This window comes from Actinomadura kijaniata (assembly GCF_014138665.1).
Taxonomy (GTDB): Bacteria; Actinomycetota; Actinomycetes; order Streptosporangiales; family Streptosporangiaceae; genus Spirillospora; species Spirillospora kijaniata.
This window is the reverse complement of sequence record NZ_JACJIA010000014.1, coordinates 23,091-39,816: the sequence shown is the minus strand read 5'-3', so window position 1 is coordinate 39,816 and position 16,726 is coordinate 23,091. Positions and strand designations below refer to the sequence as shown.

At 73.6% G+C, this 16,726-nt stretch carries 14 protein-coding genes, 1 pseudogene and 1 riboswitch; of the genes and pseudogenes, 8 read left to right on the top strand and 7 right to left on the bottom strand.

What is annotated here, in order from left to right; translation table 11 throughout:
• Positions 1 to 203: 203 nt before the first annotated feature.
• From HNR61_RS37955 to HNR61_RS37940, 4 genes and pseudogenes are all read right to left on the bottom strand, one after another.
• A pseudogene (locus tag HNR61_RS37955) lies at positions 204 to 1,568 on the bottom strand (replication initiator).
• Between the two features lie 656 nt (positions 1,569 to 2,224).
• The gene (locus HNR61_RS37950; RefSeq protein ID WP_182847980.1) at positions 2,225 to 2,572 is read right to left on the bottom strand and encodes a uroporphyrinogen decarboxylase/cobalamine-independent methonine synthase family protein; all 348 of its coding nucleotides are present in this window, start codon (positions 2,570 to 2,572) and stop codon (positions 2,225 to 2,227) included.
• A 119-nt stretch (positions 2,573 to 2,691) separates the two neighbouring features.
• A riboswitch (cobalamin riboswitch) is annotated at positions 2,692 to 2,908 on the bottom strand.
• Positions 2,905 to 4,197, bottom strand: coding sequence for an RNA polymerase sigma factor (locus tag HNR61_RS37945; protein ID WP_182847979.1), 1,293 nt, complete (start codon positions 4,195 to 4,197; stop codon positions 2,905 to 2,907). It overlaps the preceding riboswitch by 4 nt.
• A 13-nt stretch (positions 4,198 to 4,210) precedes the next feature.
• Entirely contained in the window at positions 4,211 to 4,561 is a 351-nt protein-coding gene (locus tag HNR61_RS37940) for a YciI family protein (RefSeq protein WP_182847978.1), read from the bottom strand.
• A gap of 372 nt (positions 4,562 to 4,933) precedes the next feature.
• On the opposite strand from HNR61_RS37940, the gene HNR61_RS37935 reads away from it, so the two are divergent.
• From HNR61_RS37935 to HNR61_RS37925, 3 genes are all read left to right on the top strand, one after another.
• Positions 4,934 to 5,080, top strand: a complete 147-nt coding sequence (locus HNR61_RS37935) for a hypothetical protein (RefSeq protein ID WP_182847977.1) — start codon at positions 4,934 to 4,936, stop codon at positions 5,078 to 5,080.
• A gap of 133 nt (positions 5,081 to 5,213) precedes the next feature.
• Positions 5,214 to 5,555, top strand: a complete 342-nt coding sequence (locus HNR61_RS37930; RefSeq protein ID WP_182847976.1) for a DUF5713 family protein — start codon at positions 5,214 to 5,216, stop codon at positions 5,553 to 5,555.
• A 301-nt stretch (positions 5,556 to 5,856) separates the two neighbouring features.
• On the top strand, positions 5,857 to 8,010 hold the full coding sequence (locus HNR61_RS37925) for a cytochrome P450 (protein WP_182847975.1): 2,154 nt from the start codon (positions 5,857 to 5,859) through the stop codon (positions 8,008 to 8,010).
• Here the strand turns inward: HNR61_RS37925 and HNR61_RS37920 are convergent.
• A complete protein-coding gene (locus HNR61_RS37920) occupies positions 7,924 to 9,333 on the bottom strand; it encodes an MFS transporter (protein WP_182847974.1) in 1,410 nt (469 codons plus the stop codon). The two genes, HNR61_RS37925 and HNR61_RS37920, sit on opposite strands and share 87 nt — an antisense overlap.
• Before the next feature lie 80 nt (positions 9,334 to 9,413).
• Between HNR61_RS37920 and HNR61_RS37915 the strand changes: the two genes are divergently transcribed.
• Positions 9,414 to 10,028: a TetR/AcrR family transcriptional regulator gene (locus tag HNR61_RS37915; RefSeq protein ID WP_220510299.1), complete on the top strand. Its 615-nt coding sequence runs from the start codon at positions 9,414 to 9,416 to the stop codon at positions 10,026 to 10,028.
• Here the strand turns inward: HNR61_RS37915 and HNR61_RS37910 are convergent.
• A complete protein-coding gene (locus HNR61_RS37910; protein ID WP_182847973.1) occupies positions 10,018 to 10,638 on the bottom strand; it encodes a TetR/AcrR family transcriptional regulator in 621 nt (206 codons plus the stop codon). The two genes, HNR61_RS37915 and HNR61_RS37910, sit on opposite strands and share 11 nt — an antisense overlap.
• 155 nt (positions 10,639 to 10,793) lie before the next feature.
• Here HNR61_RS37910 and abc-f point away from each other — a divergent pair, with 155 nt between their 5' ends.
• Both abc-f and HNR61_RS37900 read left to right on the top strand, forming a co-directional pair.
• Complete coding sequence (gene abc-f / locus HNR61_RS37905) at positions 10,794 to 12,401, top strand: ribosomal protection-like ABC-F family protein (protein WP_246444712.1); 1,608 nt, start codon at positions 10,794 to 10,796, stop codon at positions 12,399 to 12,401.
• Positions 12,398 to 13,279, top strand: coding sequence for a Vgb family protein (locus HNR61_RS37900; protein ID WP_182847971.1), 882 nt, complete (start codon positions 12,398 to 12,400; stop codon positions 13,277 to 13,279). Before abc-f ends, HNR61_RS37900 begins: the two co-directional genes overlap by 4 nt.
• A 10-nt stretch (positions 13,280 to 13,289) precedes the next feature.
• Here HNR61_RS37900 and HNR61_RS37895 read toward each other — a convergent pair whose 3' ends face one another.
• Positions 13,290 to 14,603 (bottom strand): MFS transporter, encoded by a 1,314-nt coding sequence (locus tag HNR61_RS37895; RefSeq protein ID WP_182847970.1) that lies wholly within the window; start codon positions 14,601 to 14,603, stop codon positions 13,290 to 13,292.
• A gap of 201 nt (positions 14,604 to 14,804) precedes the next feature.
• On the opposite strand from HNR61_RS37895, the gene HNR61_RS37890 reads away from it, so the two are divergent.
• Together HNR61_RS37890 and HNR61_RS37885 are read left to right on the top strand one after the other, a co-directional pair.
• Positions 14,805 to 15,590 (top strand): RNA ligase family protein, encoded by a 786-nt coding sequence (locus HNR61_RS37890; protein ID WP_182847969.1) that lies wholly within the window; start codon positions 14,805 to 14,807, stop codon positions 15,588 to 15,590.
• Positions 15,583 to 16,722 carry an AAA family ATPase gene (locus tag HNR61_RS37885; RefSeq protein WP_182847968.1) on the top strand — a complete coding sequence of 380 codons (1,140 nt, stop codon included), beginning with the start codon at positions 15,583 to 15,585 and terminating at the stop codon, positions 16,720 to 16,722. Before HNR61_RS37890 ends, HNR61_RS37885 begins: the two co-directional genes overlap by 8 nt.
• Positions 16,723 to 16,726: the final 4 nt, after the last annotated feature.

Genomic DNA, 16,726 nt, shown 5'->3' with positions numbered 1-16,726 from the left:
AAGCGGCTGCCTTCAGATGAGCGCTCTCGCTCGTTCTTCATCGGTTGCTGTCCAGGCCTGGGCGGTCGGCCGACGCGGCGGGGCGGGACCGGACGGAACAGGCCGCACGCCCGGCGCGCCGGGGCGGGCGGCCGCCTGGCGGGCCGCGTCAGCGGACCGCCCTTGACCCTGTAATGAAACTTCTCGACGTCGGGTGGTCCGGGCTAGCTGGCCTCCTGCTCCTGGTCACGCTCGGTGACCTGATAGCGGATGCGTCGGGCCTTCTGGATGCGGTCGCGGGTCTGCTCTGCCCAGAAGTGTTCGCCGTTCAGCAGTCCTGAGCCGACGTAGGTCCATCGGCCGGTCGTGACGGTTGTCCTGTCGGGGTCGGACTGGGGTTGTCCCTCGTTCTGGTGGGTGGCGTAGTCGGCGCGGGCCTGGCGGAGTTGGGTGAGGGTGACCGAGTAGCGGCGGGACTTGGTGGAGAAGTGTCCGCCCTAGCCGAGCATGTGGACCCATTTGCGTAGCCGGAGCGGTTTGTACTCGGGTAGATCGGCCAGCGCGAAGCAGGTCCAGATCATCCGGCGGGCGTGCTCGGACACCTCCAGGGTCCTGATCTGGTTGGGGTAGCGGATCGGCCGGTCTACCGTGCCGGAGTCCTCGGCTCCCTTGGTGGCGTACTTGGCGATGTAGCGGGCGACGTGCTTGTCGGCTATGCCGTCCAACTCGGCGGCGACCTGGATCGCCTGCACGTCCACCTGCCTCCCCCACTGCGCCGAGTAGGGCAGGCTCTGCCCGTCCGGGTGCGGGACCGGTACCGACACCTCGGCGACTGCGGTGCGTAGGGCCCGCTCCAGCAGGTCGGAGGTCGCCCACGCGGGCGGGGCCTCGTCGGGACCGTTGGGGCCGTCGAGACGCACGACGGCGTGGAAATGGATCAGTCCTCGGCGCTGGTACTCGATCACGCGGGCGTAGGAGATACGGGCCTGCTGGCGGAACGCCTTGTGCGTGATCCCCAACTCGGCGGTGATCTTCCGGGGCACGGCCAGCGTGAGCCGCCGCCACAGCTCCGGCGCGTGGGCGTTCCACAGCACCGCGCGCGGGTAGTCGTAGCAGTCCCCACAGATCGGCTGCCCGAGCATCGGATCGTCGGCGGCATGGCGCAGGCCGCATCCCTCGGGGCGGCCGTGGGGGCACAGCGGGCGGTCTCGGCGTGGACGGCACGGCTGCGCCTGTCCGGCCTTCTCCCGGCGGGCGTGCACTACTCCGAACGATGGCGCGGTCAGGGTCAGGAACACGCGGGGATGCCTGCTGACCTGTTCGGGTACTCCCTTGCCTCCGGTGAGACCGGAGATGATCAGGTGATAGGTGTCGTCGCGGTAGACCTCGGCGCACGCGGCGCAACGGGAGGCGCGGCGGTTCCCGCATGCGGTGAGCAGGTAGCCGGTCGGCTCGTCGTCGGTGCTGTAGGACTCGATCAGCTCGCCGGTCTCACCGTCCACGGTGAGGCGCTCACCGCGTAGCCGGATCGGCTGCTCGCAGCCTCCGGCGGCTTTGATCATCTCGTGCCAGCGGGCGAAGTCCGGCATGGCCGCGCGCTCCACGGCGGCGGTGAGTTCGGGCGGTAGCCCTGGAACGGCGGTCATGCGGCATCCCGCCGCGTCTCGGCAGGCTGCTCGTCGGCGGCCTGGTCGTCCTGGGCGTCTGCAAGGGCTGCTTGGAAGATCCTCGCGACGCGCTGCCACTTGGCGTCGCTCCACGTCGGTGACTGGCTGGCCTGGCGCTTGCCCCACTCGGCTGCTTCCGGGCTCGGCGTCAACCCGGTACCCCTCTCCTCTGAACGGAAGAGAGCACGCGCGAACGACGAGAACCGAAGATCAGGAATCCGCGCAGGCTATCGCCTGGGCCCTTCACTCCCGGCGAGTGTTATCCGATCAGATTCGTGGAGAGCTTCTCCAGGTTGTTAGCGGGTTCTCCCGCCTGGCACCTACCCATGCCGGTCGCCCTAGCCCCGGCTCAACGTGGTTCGACTGTTCGCTTTGGTGTGTGAGGTCGTACGGACCTCCGGGCGGCAGAGCAGCCGTCACTCTGCCTTTCACTCGCCATCCTCGAAGTCGCTGGATGCGGCTCCGGTCCCAGGGTTACCCGCCTGAAGGTCAACTTGAAACCCTTCGGTGGGCGTTCCGGCGGGTTATCACTCTGCGTTACTGGTGGCTGCGCCAGAAAAGTTGCCTGGGTGCACTGACTAGTAATAGTTGGTGTCGAACCACTTGGCCATCTCCAGTGCCGGGACGTCGCGGGTGCCGCGTGCCATCGCGAAGTACCGGCCCAGGCCGGTCAGGTGCCGGTAGCGGTCGGGGACGGCGTCGACCATCACGCTGGTGTCGAGGACCTGGTCGTAGAAGGAGAACGTGTTGGAGGGGATCGCCTCCAGACCGGCGTCGCGCAGCTCCCGCCAGACGTCCGCGCGGAGTCGCGCGCCGACCCCGGCCAGGGCGGTGGCGTCGGCGCGTCCCGCCCAGTAGTCCTCGGTGGCGGACTTCAGCTCCCGGTCCGCCCCGATGCGGGGGTATCCGAGGATCGTGGTGTGCATGGCAGCTTCCCTCGCCGTGCCATCGTGCGGACGCGCGAAAGGGGGAAGGCGGCGCACGGCCGGTGAACGGCGCGGCTCGTCCCGGGCCCTCCCGCGAGGCCGCGGACCACCGCGCGCCGGGCGGCGCGCGGGCGGAGGCAGGTCTTCGGACTCACGGGCACCGCTTCTCGTCGAAGCGCCCTACTGGCCGTCGCTTCCCGGACCCTTCGGATCCAGTGCGTGTGACGGCGGTCGTTCCCGTTCACCGCTGCGGGGCAGTCCCGGATTCGCACCGGGTTCCCTCTTGCGACGCCCGTGTCCGTGGACACGGGCGAACCTTCCGCGCGGGCAGTCTACGATCTTGCGGGCCCGTCCGGCGGACGGGCCGTTCGGTGGTGGTCGGTGACCTGTGTCAGGCGGCGTCGCAGGAGTTTCCGTTCGGCGTCGGTCCCGGCCAGGTCGAGGGCCTGCCGGTAGGCGTCGGCGGCCTCGGCGCGGCGGCCCAGCCGGTGCAGCAGGTCCGCCCGCGCCATGGGATAGGGGTGGTGGCCGCGCAGGCGCGGCTCGTCGGCCAGCTCGTCCAGCAGCGCCAGGCCCGCCCGCGGGCCGTCGCGCATCGCCACCGCGACGGCCCGGTTCAGCGCCACGACCGGGGAGGCGGTGAGGGCCAGCAGCACATCGTAGAGCGCGACGATCTGCGGCCAGTCGGTGGACGCGGCGTCGGCGGCCTCGTCGTGCAGGGCGGCGATGGCGGCCTGCACCCCGTAGGGGCCGGGCGGCCCGCCGGTCAACGCGACCGGCACCAGCCCCAGCCCCTCCTCCACCATCGGGCGGTCCCAGCGGGACCGGTCCTGCTCGTCCAGCAGCACCGGGGACCCGTCGGGGGCGGTGCGGGCGTCGCGGCGCGCGTGGACCAGCAGCATCAGCGCCAGCAGCCCGGTGACCTCGCGTTCGGCGGGCAGCAGGCGGTGCAGGATGCGCGCCAGCCGGATCGCCTCCTCCGCCACGTCGGGGCGTTGCAGGTCCGGGCCCGAGCTGGCGGCGTAGCCCTCGGTGAAGACCGAGTACAGGACGCCGAGCACGCCGGGCAGCCGTTCGGGCAGCTCGTCGGCGCCGGGGACGCGGAACGGGATGCGCGCCTGCCGGATCTTCTTCTTGGCCCGCACGATCCGCTGCGCCATCGTCGCGGTGGGGACCAGGAACGCCCGCGCGACCTCCGGCGTCGTCAGCCCGGCCAGGCACCGCAGCGTCAGCGCGGCGCGGTCCTCGGCGGGCAGCGCCGGGTGGGCGCAGGTGAAGAACAGCCGCAGCCGCTCGTCGGGCAGGTCGTCGCCGATCTCGGGCGGCGGGGCGGGCGCGGCGCGGTCCGCCTCCACCTGCATGACCGCCAGGCGCGCGGCGTAGGCGCGGTCCCGGCGCAGCCGGTCCACCGCCTTACGCCGCGCGGTGGTCAGCAGCCACGCGCCGGGCCGGTCGGGGACCCCGTCGACCGGCCAGTGCACCAGCGCCGCCTCGACCGCCTCCGAGGCGACCTCCTCGGCCAGGTCCAGATCCCCGAACCGGTGGACGAGGGAGGCGAGCAGCCGCCCGTACTCCTCGCGGAACATCGCCTCGACCGAGGCCCGAGCGGCCGCGCGCTCCCCCATCGCCGGACCTTCCTCAGTACTCGTCGCTGACCGGGCGGACCACGACCGAGCCGTCGCGCGCGCCGGGGCAGCGGGCCGCCCAGTCGAGCGCGGCGTCCAGGTCGGGGACGTCGATGACGTAGTACCCGCCCAGGTACTCGCGGGTCTCGGCGAACGGGCCGTCGGTGGTGATGTGGCGTTCCCCGGCGGCGTCCACGCGGACGGTGGTGGCGGTGGTCAGGTCCGCCAGCGAGTGCGAGTCGACCAGGATCCCGGAGTCCCGGACCGACTTGTCGTAGGCCATCCAGTCCTCGACGGTGCACTGGGAGTCGATGGCGGTCGGGTCGGAGGTGGGCGGGGTCTGGATGAGCAGCATGTACTTCATGGTCCGTCTCCTGTCTTCGGGTGCGGCGGGGTGCCGCACATGATGACGACGAGCGGCCATCCGGGAAATCGACACCCCAGCGAAGATTTTTTCTCAGGAGTTTCCCGCAACGGCCGTCCGACGCGACGCGGACCGTGGGCGGGGGGCGATCGCGGCCGACGCCTGCCGGTCATCCTCGGCGTCCCGAGAGCCTCCTTGCGAACCTGCGGAAGACGTCGCACGTCATAGGACCATGCGGGTGGAGCGTTCGAGGCAGGGCTCCACGGCTCGTTCACGGAGCCGCCGGTCCGGTGACGGAAGCCCCGGAACCGAGGCCACGCAGCCGCGGGCCAGGCGCGGTTGCGAAGCGAGGGCGTGCCGACCGTCGCGCGCGTGAGAAGCGTGAAGGGCGGGAAGGCCAAGGCCTCGTACCGCTTCGCCGGCCGGTCATGGACGATGGGCCTCCCGCACCGCCAGGACCGTCCCCCGCCGGCGCGCCCCGTCTTCGCCACCGGCCAGGCGGGCGGGCAGAGGCGCTGACCCGCTCCGGGCGGCGGCGTCCGGTCCCTTCCCGGCACGTTCACCGCGTCGATCCGCCGTCGTCGCGCGCCGGAATTTCGTCGGTGGCGCCGTGCAGCATTCAGAACGCCGCCACCGACGGGCGAGGAGTTCCATGCCGCTCATGAACCAGCGGGCAGCCGGCCACGCGTTCCTCAAGGGGATGTACGAGGACGGCTACTACCCCGGCCACGTCGTGGACAGGGCCAAGGCGATCCTCCTGCGCCTCTGCGCGCGTATCGAGGCCGAGCGTCCCGCCGACCTCGCGGCCCTGTACGCGCTCACCCACGCCGCGACGGAGGAGTCCAACGAGCTGGAAGCCGATTTCCACGCCGCGGGAAGCGAGATCGAGACCGTCGCCCGGGACCTGATCGGCGAGGACTTCTGGTTCGTCGCGACCGCGTACGGCTTCCCCGACGCCGACCATGAGGAGCTGATCGCCACTCGCGACTGGTGACGTCGATCGCGTCGACGGCGGACGCCGGTCCCGGCGCGCGGTGCCGGCCGCCGCGAGGGGTCCCGCGCGGGCGCGTTCCCGTGCCGTGGCCGACCCCGCAAAGATCAAGGAGGAACCGCACAACCCTCGGTCAAGTGGGACGCGTGGCGAACGCCCGGTTCGCCACGATGCAGTGGGAACCCGGTGTACTCCGGCACCGGGACCATGTGAACACGGGGGTGACCATCGTGGCCGAGACGATCGGCGACAGGGTACTCGACCAGAGGGGTCGCAGGCCGTCGCGGACGGCGGTGGGCGGGACATGAACGCGCCCACCGAGGGCACGCGTCCGGATCCGGCGGCCGAGTTCCGGCTGCCGGACCTGTCGCTGCCGTTCCCCACACCGCCGCCGCGCGCGGACGCCGCCCGGCTGCGCGCCGCGACCTGCGACTGGGCACTGGAACACGGGCTGATCGGTCCGCGCGGCCGGGAGCGGCTGCTGACCTCGCGACTGCTGGACCTGGGCATCGGGCTGACCGGGACCGCCCCACCGGACCGCGCGGCGGTGCTGATGGGCTGGTTCCTGTGGGTCCTGCTGCTGGACGACCGGATCGACGACGGGCCCTGGGCCGGGGGCGGCGTGCTGGAGGGGTTCGCCGGGGCGGCGGTCTCGGTGGTGTGCGCGCAGGACGGGCCCTCCGCGCCGGACGCCGACCCGATGCTGCGGGCGCTGGCGCGCGACCTGTGGCCGCGCACCGCGCGGCTGGCCGGGCCCGAGTGGTGCGAGCGGTTCGCCGAGCACTTCGCGCGCCACCTGTGGGCGCAGTGCGTGGCGGTCCGCCACCGCGCCGACGGCGACGGGCCCGACCTGGCGGGGTATGTGCCGCTGCGCCGCGACCTGTTCGGCGCGGACCTGTTCTTCGACCTGATCGCGCTCGTGGACGGGCTCGGGGTGGTCGGGTCGGACGGGCTGCGCGAGAGCGCCGCCGACGTGATCGCCTGGACGAACGACATCTTCTCCGTGGAGAAGGACCTCGCGTTTTGGGAACGTTCCAACCTCGTGCTGCTGCTGCACGACAAGCACGGCGGCTCCTGGCAGCGGGCCATGGACGCCGCCCGCGACATGGTGGAGGACCGGGTCCTGGACCTGCTGGCGGCGGGGGCGAGGGAGGAGCATCCGCAGTTCGCGGCGCGGCTGGGACAGGTGGCGCGGGCCTCGCTGGACTGGCACCGTTCGGTGTCGCGCTACCACTGGCAGGGCGGCGAGCGCGTGGACACCCGGCGCACGCCGCCGAGCCTGCTGTGGCCGGGGTTCGAACGCGACCCCTACCCGCTGTACCGCAGGCTGCGCGAGGAGTTCCCGGTGGTGCGGGACGAGCCGCTGGACGCCTGGCTGGTCAGCCGGTACGCGGACGTGCGGGTGGCGTTGTCCGACGCGCGTTTCACCCCGCGCAACTACGGCTGGCAGCTGGAGCCGATGTTCGGCCGGACGGTCCTGCAGATGGAGGACCGTGAGCACGCGGCGCACCGCGCGTTCCTGACGCCCGCGTTCCGGGGGCGTGCCATGGACCGTCTGACCGCCGCCGCCATGCGCACCGCCGCCCGGCTGGCCGACCGGCTGCGCGACCGGCCCGTGGTGGACCTGGCCGCCGACTTCTGCCGCCTGCTGCCCGTCCACGTGGTGGTCGCCGCGCTCGGGCTGCCGAGCCTGGACGTGCCGCGTTTCCAGGGCTGGTACCAGGCGGGCTTCTCCTACCTGGGCAACTACCGGCAGGATCCGGCGACGCTGGAGAGGGGCCTGGTCGCGCGCGACGAGCTGTACGCCTACCTGGAGCCGCACGTGGCCGAGCGCCGGGCGCGGCCGACCGGCGACCTGTTGTCGGTGCTGTGCGCGGTGGAGGTGGATGGCGCGCCGCTGCCCGACGACATGATCAAGGGGTTCTGCGGGACGCTGCTGGGCGCGGGCGGCGAGACCACCGGCAAGGCGCTGGCGTCGCTGCTGGCGAACCTGCTGGACCACCCGGAGGTCCTGGCGCGGGTGCGCGCCGACCCCGGGCTGATCCCGGCGGTGTGGGCCGAGTCGCTGCGCCGCAACCCGCCGGTCCACGTGGTGCTGCGGGAGACCTCCGCCGAGGTGGAGCTGCCGTCGGGGACGGTCCCGGCGGGGGCGACGGTGGCGTGCCTGGTCGGGTCGGCCAACCGGGATCCCGCGCGGTTCGCCGACCCGGACCGCTTCGACCCCGGCCGCGCCGACGGCCGGGTGGAGCGGGAGTTCACCGGGGCGGCGACGCAGCTGACGTTCGGGGCGGGGCGGCACTTCTGCCTGGGGTCGCAGGTGGCGCGGATGGAGGCCGAGATCGGCCTGCGGGTGCTGCTGGCGGCGCTGCCGTCACCGCGCTGGGCCGACGGGTTCTCCCCCGTCGAGACGGGCCTGCTCACCCGCGCCCCCGAACGGCTGCTGGTCGCGACCGGCTGAGGGCAGCGCGAGGGCCAGCGCCGCGCAGGCCGCCAGCAGGCCCGCGCACGCCAGGAACGCCCGGCCCGGGTCGGCGGTGTCGGGGGCCAACGCGGTGAGGGCCGCCAGGCCGACCGCGCCGCCGACCTGTTTGGCGGTGTTCAGCAACCCCGAGGCCACGCCCGCGTCGGCCTCGGGGACGCCGGAGGTGACCACGGCGGTGAGCGGGGTGGTGAACAGCCCGCCTCCCACCGAGATCAGCACGGCCGGGCCCAGCACTCCGGTCAGGTAGCCGTCGCCGGGGCCGATGAGGCTCTGCCACCCGAACCCGGCGGCGGCCGCCAGCGCGCCCGCGACGATGAGCGTCCGGTCGCCGGCGCGCCGCATCAGCGCCGGGGTGACCCTCAGCCCGACGAGCAGGGTGAGCAGGGTATGGGGCAGGAACGCCGCACCGGTCTGCATGGCCGTGTACCCCAGCGCGTGGTGCAGGTACAGGCTGAGGAAGTACCACAGGGGGATCTGGAAGCAGGCCCCGGCCAGCAGGGTCACCAGGTTCCCGACGGCGACCGCGCGGGAGCGCAGCAGCCGGGGCGGGACGAGCGGGCTCGGCGCGTGCCTCTCGGCCAGCGCGAACGCCGCGAGCAGGAGCAGGGCGGCGGCGGACGCGGCGACGGGCGCCGGGTGGTCCCATCCGCGCGCCCTGGCCTGGGACAGGCCGTACACCAGGCAGGTCAGGCCGGTGGTCGCCAGGACCGCGCCGGGCAGGTCCAGCCGCCGGGAACGCCGGGGGGCGTCGGTGAGCAGGCGGGCCGCGACCGGCAGGGCCAGCGCGCCGACCGGCACGTTCACCAGCAGGATCGCGCGCCATGACAGCGTCTCGGTCAGCGCGCCCGCCAGCAGGTTGCCCGCCGCGCCGCCGGTGAGGCCGACGGCGGCCCAGGTCGCCAGCGCGCGGACGCGGGCCGGGCCCTCGGGGAAGGCGGCGGTCAGGACCGTCAACGTGACCGGTGCGAGCACGGCCGCGCCGAGCCCCTGGACCGCGCGGGCGGCGACCAGCGGGGCTCCCCCGCCGGCCAGGCCGCCCAGCAGGCTGGCGGCGGTGAACAGGGCGAGCCCTCCGAGGAACGTCCGGCGGTGTCCGTGGATGTCGGCCAGGCGGGCTCCCAGCAGGAGCGTCCCGCCGAAGGCGAGGGCGTAGGCACCGGCGATCCAGGGCAGGTGCGCGGCGGGCAGGCGCAGGTCGGCCTGGATGGCCGGGAGCGCCACGTTCACCACCGACACGTCCAGCACGACCATGAACTGGGCGGCGCACGCCACCGCCAGCACGCCGTTCGCCCTGTTCATCGCGCCTCCATCAAAGCAATGTGATTACATTGAATTGATCGAAGGCTATCTCGATGTGACCGCATTGGAAAGGTGGGGCGATGGCGCGGCGCACGCGCGGGGTGGGGGCCGAGCACGAGGAGCGGCGCGGTCAGATCGCCGACGCGGTGCTGGCGGTCGTGGCCGAACGCGGGCTGGCGGCGGTGTCGTTGACCACGGTGGCCGCGCGGGCCGGGGTGTCGGCGGGACGGGTGCAGCACTACTTCCCGACCAGGCAGAGGCTGGTCGAGGCCGCGTTCGACCGGGCCAACGCCCGTAGCAGTGCCCGGATCTCCGCGCTGGTGGGCCCGCATCCGGAGGGCGTCCCGGCGCGGCGGGTGCTCACGGTGGTGCTGACCGAGCTGGTCCCGCACGACGAGGAGAGCCGGCTGCATCTGCGGGTGCGGCAGGCGTTCACCGCGCTGGCACTGGCCGACGAGTCCATCGCGGCGCGGCTGCGCGCCGACTACGCCGTCCTGCACGACCGGATCGCCGCGCTGCTCGCCCGTGACGAACGGGTGGACGCCGCCGACCCGCACGCGGTCGCGGTGCGGCTGGTGGGGCTGGCGGAGGCGCTGGCCTACTACACGCTCATCGGGGTCAGCACCCCCGAGGACGCGCGGCGGCAGGTGCTCACCGCGATCGGGCAGGTCTACGGCGGGCCGGTCACGGAGTGAGGTAGACGCCCGCCCGCGCGGCGGCGAGGGCGGCGTCGGCGGCGCGGTCGGCGGCGGCCTCGTCCACCGGCTCGCCGCTGACGAACAGGCGGTAGTAGACCGGGGCGACGGCGGCGCGGACCACCTCGGCGGCGTCGGTCCCGGCGGGGATCTCGCCGCGCTCCACCGCGCGGGCGACGATGACGGCGGACTGCTCGTGGCGGCTGGTGAAGAACGCGGCCAGGGAGCGGGCGGCGTCGGCGTTCTGCAGGGCGGCGGCGATGAACGCCGTGGCGACCGGCCCCTGTTCGGGGTCGGCGAAGCCGGTGCGGACGAGCTGGGCGAGGGCGCGCAGGTCGCCGCGCGCCGAGCCGGTGTCGGGGATCGGCCAGGGCTCGGTGGCGGCCAGCTCCAGGGCGTCGGCGACCAGGCCCTCGGCGCCGCCCCAGCGGCGGTAGACGGTGGTCTTGTGGACGCCCGAACGGGCGGCGACGTTCTCGACCGTCAGCCCCGCGAAGCCGCGTTCGGCCAGCTCGGCGAGGGTGGCGGCGCGCACGGCGGCGCGGGTGCGGGCGGTGCGGCCGCCGGGGCGCACCGTGCCCGGCCCCGTCGGGGACGCGGAGGAGGTCATCGGGAATCTCCACTTGCGGGATGGCCTTGAGGTTCGGCATACTCATCTTAACGCAACAAAGGTTGCATTACCTAGGATCTGGAGGAGAGCAGCCGACATGGAGCAGGCACCGAGCACCGCGACCGCCCGTCACCGCCGCGATTCGGAGGCTGCCCTTGTCCGCCCAGCTCACCGTCAGGAACCTCGTCAAGTCGTTCGGGACGCGCACCGTCCTTGACGGACTGTCGTTCACCGTCGCCCCGGGCGAGCGCGCCGGGATCGTCGGGGAGAACGGCTCCGGCAAGTCCACCCTGCTCCACCTGATCACCGGGCGGGAGACGCCCGACTCCGGCGAGATCACCGCCACCGCCGACGGCGGGATCGGTCACCTCGACCAGACCCTCGGGCTGCCCGCCGACCACACCGTCCAGCAGGCGGTCGACGCCGCGCTGGCCGACCTGCGCGCCATGGAGGCGCGCATGCGCGAGCTGGAGGCCGACCTCACCGAGGACCGCCTCGCCGAGTACGGCGACCTGCTCGGTGCCTACGAGGCGCGCGGCGGCTACGAGGCCGACGCCCGCGTCGACAAGTCCCTGCACGGCCTCGGCCTGGCGCGGGTCGGGCGCGACCGGCGGCTGGGCTCGCTGTCGGGCGGCGAGCGGGCCCGGCTCGGGCTGGCCTGCCTGCTGGCGGCGGCGCCGGAGGTCATGCTGCTGGACGAGCCCACCAACCACCTGGACGAGCCGTCCGTGGAGTGGCTGGAGGACCGGCTGCGCGAGCACCGGGGCATCCTGGCGGTGGTCTCCCACGACCGGGTGTTCCTGGACCGCGTCGCCACCGTGGTCCTGGAGGTCGAGGGCGGTGCGGTCACCCGGTTCGGCGGCGGCTACAGCGGGTTCCTGGCCGAGAAGGCCGCCGCGCGGCAGCGCCGGCGGCAGGCCCACGAGGACTGGCGCGAGGAGGTCGGACGGCTGGAGGCGTTCGCCGCCACCACCGCGCGCCGCGTCGCGCAGGGCCGGGAGATGCGGGACAACAACAAGATGGCCTACGACCGCAACGCCGGGCGCGTGCAGTCGTCGGTCGCCGGCCGGGTCCGCAACGCCCAGGAGCGGCTGCGCCGCCTGAGGGCGGACCCGGTCCCGCCGCCGCCCGAGCCGCTGCGGTTCCGGGGCGCGTTCGCCGGACGGGCCACCGGCGTCCTCGCCGAACTGCGCGACGTGCGGGTGGGCGAGCGGCTGCGGGTGGAGGAGCTCACGGTGCGGGCCGGGGACCGGATCCTGGTCCACGGCGGCAACGGCGCGGGCAAGACCACGCTGCTGACGGTGCTGGCCGGGCGGGAGCCCGACGCCGGGACGGTGCGGCGGCGCGGACGCGTGGGCCACCTGCCGCAGGAGGTGGAGTTCGACGACCCGCGGCGGACGGCGCTGGCGGCGTTCGCCGCGGGTCGGCCCGGCTACGCCGAGGAGCACCGGGCGCGGCTGCTGTCGTTCGGGCTGCTGCGGCCCGAGACGCTGGAGGTCCCCGTCGGCGCGCTGTCGGTCGGGCAGCGCCGCCGCCTGGCGCTGGCGCGGCTGCTGACCGGCGAGCACGACCTGCTGCTGCTCGACGAGCCCGCCAACCACCTGTCGCTGACCCTGGTCGAGGACCTGGAACGGGCACTGGACCACTACCGCGGCGCGCTCGTGGTCGTCTCCCACGACCGCGCCCTGCGCGACCGGTTCACCGGCACGCGCCTGGAAATGGAGAACGGCCGCATCACCGGCCGGGGAAAGGACGTCGCTTGACCATCATCCAGCACGAGCACAAGGTCTCCGGTCCCGGCGCGGGCCCCTACGGGATCACCGCCGGGCCCGACGGGGCGCTGTGGTTCACGCTCGTCCACGAGGGCGGCGTCGGGCGGTTCACGCCCGGCGGCGAGCTGACCGTCCACGCGGTGGGCGGCGACCCCATGAACATCGCCGCCGGTCCCGACGGCGCGCTGTGGTTCACCGAGTTCCGGCACCACCGCATCGGGCGGATCACCGTCGACGGCGAGGTGACGCGGTTCTCCCCGCCCACGCCGGAGGCGGGGCCGGTCGGGATCTGCGCCGGGCCGGACGGGGCGCTGTGGTTCACCGAGATGAACACCGACCGGGTCGGCAGGCTGACCGTGGACGGCGCGTTCACCGAGTTCGCGCTGCCGGTCTCCGGGGCGTACCCCTCGATGATCTGCGCGGGGCCCGACGGGGCGCTGTGGTTCACCCTCAACCAGGCCCACGCCGTCGGCCGGATCACCGTCGGGGGCGAGGTCACGGTGCACCCGCTGCCCACCGGGACCGCCGCGCCGGTCGGGATCTGCGCCGGACCGGACGCGGCGGTGTGGTTCGTGGAGATCGGCGCCGGGCAGGTCGGGCGGATCACCCCCGGCGGCGAGGTCGCCGAGTACCCGCTGCCCGACCGCGCCGCCCGGCCGCACGCGATCTGCGCGGGGCCCGACGGCGCCCTGTGGTTCACCGAGTGGGGGACCTCGCGGGTCGGGCGGATCGACACCGGCGGCCGGATCGAGGTGCACGCGCTGCCGAGCGCGGGCGCCGAGCCGCACGCGATCTGCGCCGGGCCGGACGGCGCGCTGTGGACGGCGCTGGAGGTCGGCGCGCTGGCACGGATCGCCGTCCGGCCCTGACGGGTCCCCGCTACCTGGCCATCTCCGCGACCGGCTCGTCCGGGGCGGTCGCGGAGGTGCCGTGCCCTCGCGGGATGACCACCGCGGCCGCCAGGCTGATGGTGGCGACGACGGCCAGGTAGGCGGTGATGGACGCCGAGGTGCCGGTGGAGGCGAACAGCGACGCCGCCACCAGCGGGGTGATGCCGCCGCCCAGCAGCGACGCGAACTGGTAGGCCACCGAGGTGCCCGAGTAGCGCACGGCCACCGGGAAGAACGACGCGGTCAGCGTGCCCTGCGGGGCGTGCGTCGCCGCCAGCACCGCGCCCATCACGACCATGAACACCGCGATCACGGCGCGGTTGCCGGTGTCCACGACCGGGAGGATCGCGACCGCGCCGGCCAGCAGCACCACCGAGCCCCAGGTGAACAGCGCCCGCAGGCCGTGCCGGTCGCCCAGGTGCGCCCACAGCGGCGCGGTGACCAGCCACACCGCCGCGCCGCCGATCACGCAGGTCAGCAGGAAGGTGCGCGACAGGTCCGCCTGGTCCTGGCCGTAGCCGAGGATGTAGACCATGAAGATGTAGGCGAGCGCGCTGTTGCCGACGATGACGGCGATGGTGTGCAGCACCTGGCGCCAGTGGTCGCGCAGCACGATCACCACGGGCAGCCGCGCGGGCTTGCGGCGTTCCACCAGGCCCTCGTAGTCGGGGCTCTCCTCGATGCGCAGCCGCAGGTACATGCCCACGCCCACCAGCGCGATGCTGAGCAGGAACGGCACCCGCCAGCCCCAGGACAGGAACGCCTGCTCGCTCAGCAGCGAGGAGGTGCCGAGGAACACCAGGTTCGCGCACAGCATCCCGGCGGGCGTGCCCATCATCGGGAACGCCCCGAACAGCCCGCGCCGCCCCTCGGGCGCGTGCTCCATGGTGAGCACCACGGCCCCGCCCAGCTCGCCGCCCAGCCCGATGCCCTGGGCGACGCGCAGCAGCACCAGCAGGACCGCGGCCCAGATCCCGATGCTGGAGTAGGTCGGCAGGAGGCCGATGAGGGCGGTCCCGATCCCCATGATGAGCAGCGACGCCACCAGCGTGTTGCGCCGCCCGATCCGGTCGCCGAAATGCCCGAAGACGATGCCGCCCAGCGGCCGGGCGAGGAATCCGACGGTCATCGTTCCGAAGGAGGCGATGGAACCCGCGACCGGGTCCATGGACGGGAAGAACTGCTTGTTGAAGACGAGGGCGGCGGCCGTCCCGTACAGGAAGAAGTCGTACCACTCGATGGTGGTCCCGATGAAGGCCGCCCACGACACGCGGCGGGCCGCGCGGCTCCGGTCTGCGTCCATCACGCTTGTGCCCTCCCATTCTGGATTGCCGCCAATCATGCACTCGGCCGGTATTCAGGACGAATACTTAAAATCGGGGCAGTTATCAGCGGATGAACATATGACGCACCGGATATAGGGGCGTCGGGAACCGCTATACGGGCACCGGACGGGCGGAAAACGGGTTGGCGCGGGCGGGACGGGTTCGCTAGAACGGTCGGCATGCTCCGCAAGTACCCCCGTACCCCCCACATCCAGGGCTCCCGGTTGCAGCCCGGCGACCAGGACCTGGCCGCCGCGCCGTTCCGGGAGATCGCCGGGCGGTACCTGGTGGTGGAGGAGAAGCTGGACGGCGCCAACGCCGGGATCAGCTTCTCCCCCGACGGGCGGCTCCGGTTGCAGAGCCGGGGGCACTACCTGGCCGGCGGGCCCCGCGAGAGGCAGTTCGGCCCGCTCAAGGCGTGGGCGTCGGCACTCCAGCACGTGCTGTGGGACCGGCTCGGCGACCGGTACGTGCTGTACGGGGAGTGGCTGTACGCCAAGCACACCGTCTTCTACGACGCGCTCCCCCACTACTTCTGCGAGTTCGACGTCCTCGACCTGGGGGACGGGACGTTCCTGTCCACCACGCGGCGGCGCGAGCTGCTGGAGGGCACGCCGGTGGTGTCGGTGCCGGTGCTGCACGAGGGGCCGGTGAAGGACCTGGCGACGCTCACCTCGTTCGTCGGGCCGTCGACCTGCCGCACCGCCGGCTGGCGCGAGGCGCTGCGCGAGGCGGCCGTGGCGGGCGGCGCCGACCCCGACCGCGCCGTCGCCGAGACCGACTCCTCCGACGCCATGGAGGGGCTGTACATCAAGGTCGAGGAGGACGGCAGGACCGTGGGCCGGTACAAGTGGGTGCGGCCCGACTTCCTCACGGCGATCCTCGACTCGGGCACCCACTGGCAGGACCGGCCGATCATCGCCAACGGCCTGGCCGACCCGGAGGTGATGTACGCCCATGGCTGAGACCGCCGTCTCCGTGTTCGAACGGCTCTGCCCGGCCCCGCCCGACTGGCGGGTGCCCTGGCCGGAGATCGAGGCGATGTTCTCCTGGGTGCGGCGGCTGGAGGGCGTCGGGCAGGACGCGGTCCACCACGCCGAGGGCGACGTCCTCACCCACACTCGCATGGCGTGCGAGGCGCTGGCCGGGCTGCCCGAGTGGCGGGCGCGGCCCGCCGACGAACGGGTGCGGCTGTTCACCACGGTGCTGATGCACGACATCGCCAAGCCCGACTGCACCCGGATCGACGACGACGGCCGGATCACCGCGCCCGGCCACTCGCGGCGCGGCGACCTGATGGTGCGGCGCGTGCTGTGGGAGATGGGCGCGCCGACCGCCTGGCGGGAGCACGTCGCGGCGCTGGTGCGGCACCACCAGGTGCCGTTCTGGGCGCTGGAGCGGCCCGACCTGCAACCCATCGCGTTCCGGGTGAGCCTGCTGGCCCGCAACGACGACCTGGTCACCCTCGCCAAGGCCGACGTCCTCGGCCGGATCTGCGGCGACCTCGACGAGGTGCTGGAGAACATCGAGCTGTACCGGGAGTACTGCGCCGAGCAGGACTGCCTGGACGCGCCGCGCCGGTTCCCCTCCGACCACGCGCGGTTCTGGTACTTCCGCAAGCCCGGCCGCGACCCCGACTACGCCGCCTACGACGACACGCGCCTGACGGTGACGGTGCTGTCGGGCCTGCCGGGGGTCGGCAAGGACCACTGGATCGCCGCCCACCGCCCGGACCTGCCGGTGGTGAGCCTGGACCGGCTGCGCGCGGAGATGGGGGTCCCGCCGGGCGGCGACCAGCGGCCGGTGGCGGCGGCCGCCTACGAGCGGGCGCGCGAGCTGCTGCGGGCGCGCGAGTCGTTCGTGTGGAACGCCACCAACGTGTCGCGGCAGCTGCGCGAGCAGTGCACCGGGCTGGTCGCCGACTACCACGGCCGGGTCGAGATCGTCGCGCTGGAGGCCCCGCCGCCGGTGCTGCACGCCCGCAACCGGGCCCGGCCCTCCCCCGTCCCCGAGGCGGTGATCCACCGGCTGGTCGGCCGCTGGGAGCATCCCGACCCGACCGAGGGGCACCGCGTCGACTGGATCACGACGGGCTGACCCG

Bases quoted from the DNA above. Each gene is read 5' to 3' on its own strand.
- HNR61_RS37950 (WP_182847980.1), bottom strand. From the start codon at position 2,572: ATGCACACCACGATCCTCGGATACCCCCGCATCGGGGCGGACCGGGAG.
- HNR61_RS37945 (WP_182847979.1), bottom strand. From the start codon at position 4,197: ATGGGGGAGCGCGCGGCCGCTCGGGCCTCGGTCGAGGCGATGTTCCGC.
- HNR61_RS37940 (WP_182847978.1), bottom strand. From the start codon at position 4,561: ATGAAGTACATGCTGCTCATCCAGACCCCGCCCACCTCCGACCCGACC.
- HNR61_RS37930 (WP_182847976.1), top strand. From the start codon at position 5,214: ATGCCGCTCATGAACCAGCGGGCAGCCGGCCACGCGTTCCTCAAGGGG.
- HNR61_RS37925 (WP_182847975.1), top strand. From the start codon at position 5,857: ATGAACGCGCCCACCGAGGGCACGCGTCCGGATCCGGCGGCCGAGTTC.
- HNR61_RS37920 (WP_182847974.1), bottom strand. From the start codon at position 9,333: ATGAACAGGGCGAACGGCGTGCTGGCGGTGGCGTGCGCCGCCCAGTTC.
- HNR61_RS37915 (WP_220510299.1), top strand. From the start codon at position 9,414: ATGGCGCGGCGCACGCGCGGGGTGGGGGCCGAGCACGAGGAGCGGCGC.
- HNR61_RS37910 (WP_182847973.1), bottom strand. From the start codon at position 10,638: ATGACCTCCTCCGCGTCCCCGACGGGGCCGGGCACGGTGCGCCCCGGC.
- HNR61_RS37895 (WP_182847970.1), bottom strand. From the start codon at position 14,603: ATGGACGCAGACCGGAGCCGCGCGGCCCGCCGCGTGTCGTGGGCGGCC.
- HNR61_RS37890 (WP_182847969.1), top strand. From the start codon at position 14,805: ATGCTCCGCAAGTACCCCCGTACCCCCCACATCCAGGGCTCCCGGTTG.
- HNR61_RS37885 (WP_182847968.1), top strand. From the start codon at position 15,583: ATGGCTGAGACCGCCGTCTCCGTGTTCGAACGGCTCTGCCCGGCCCCG.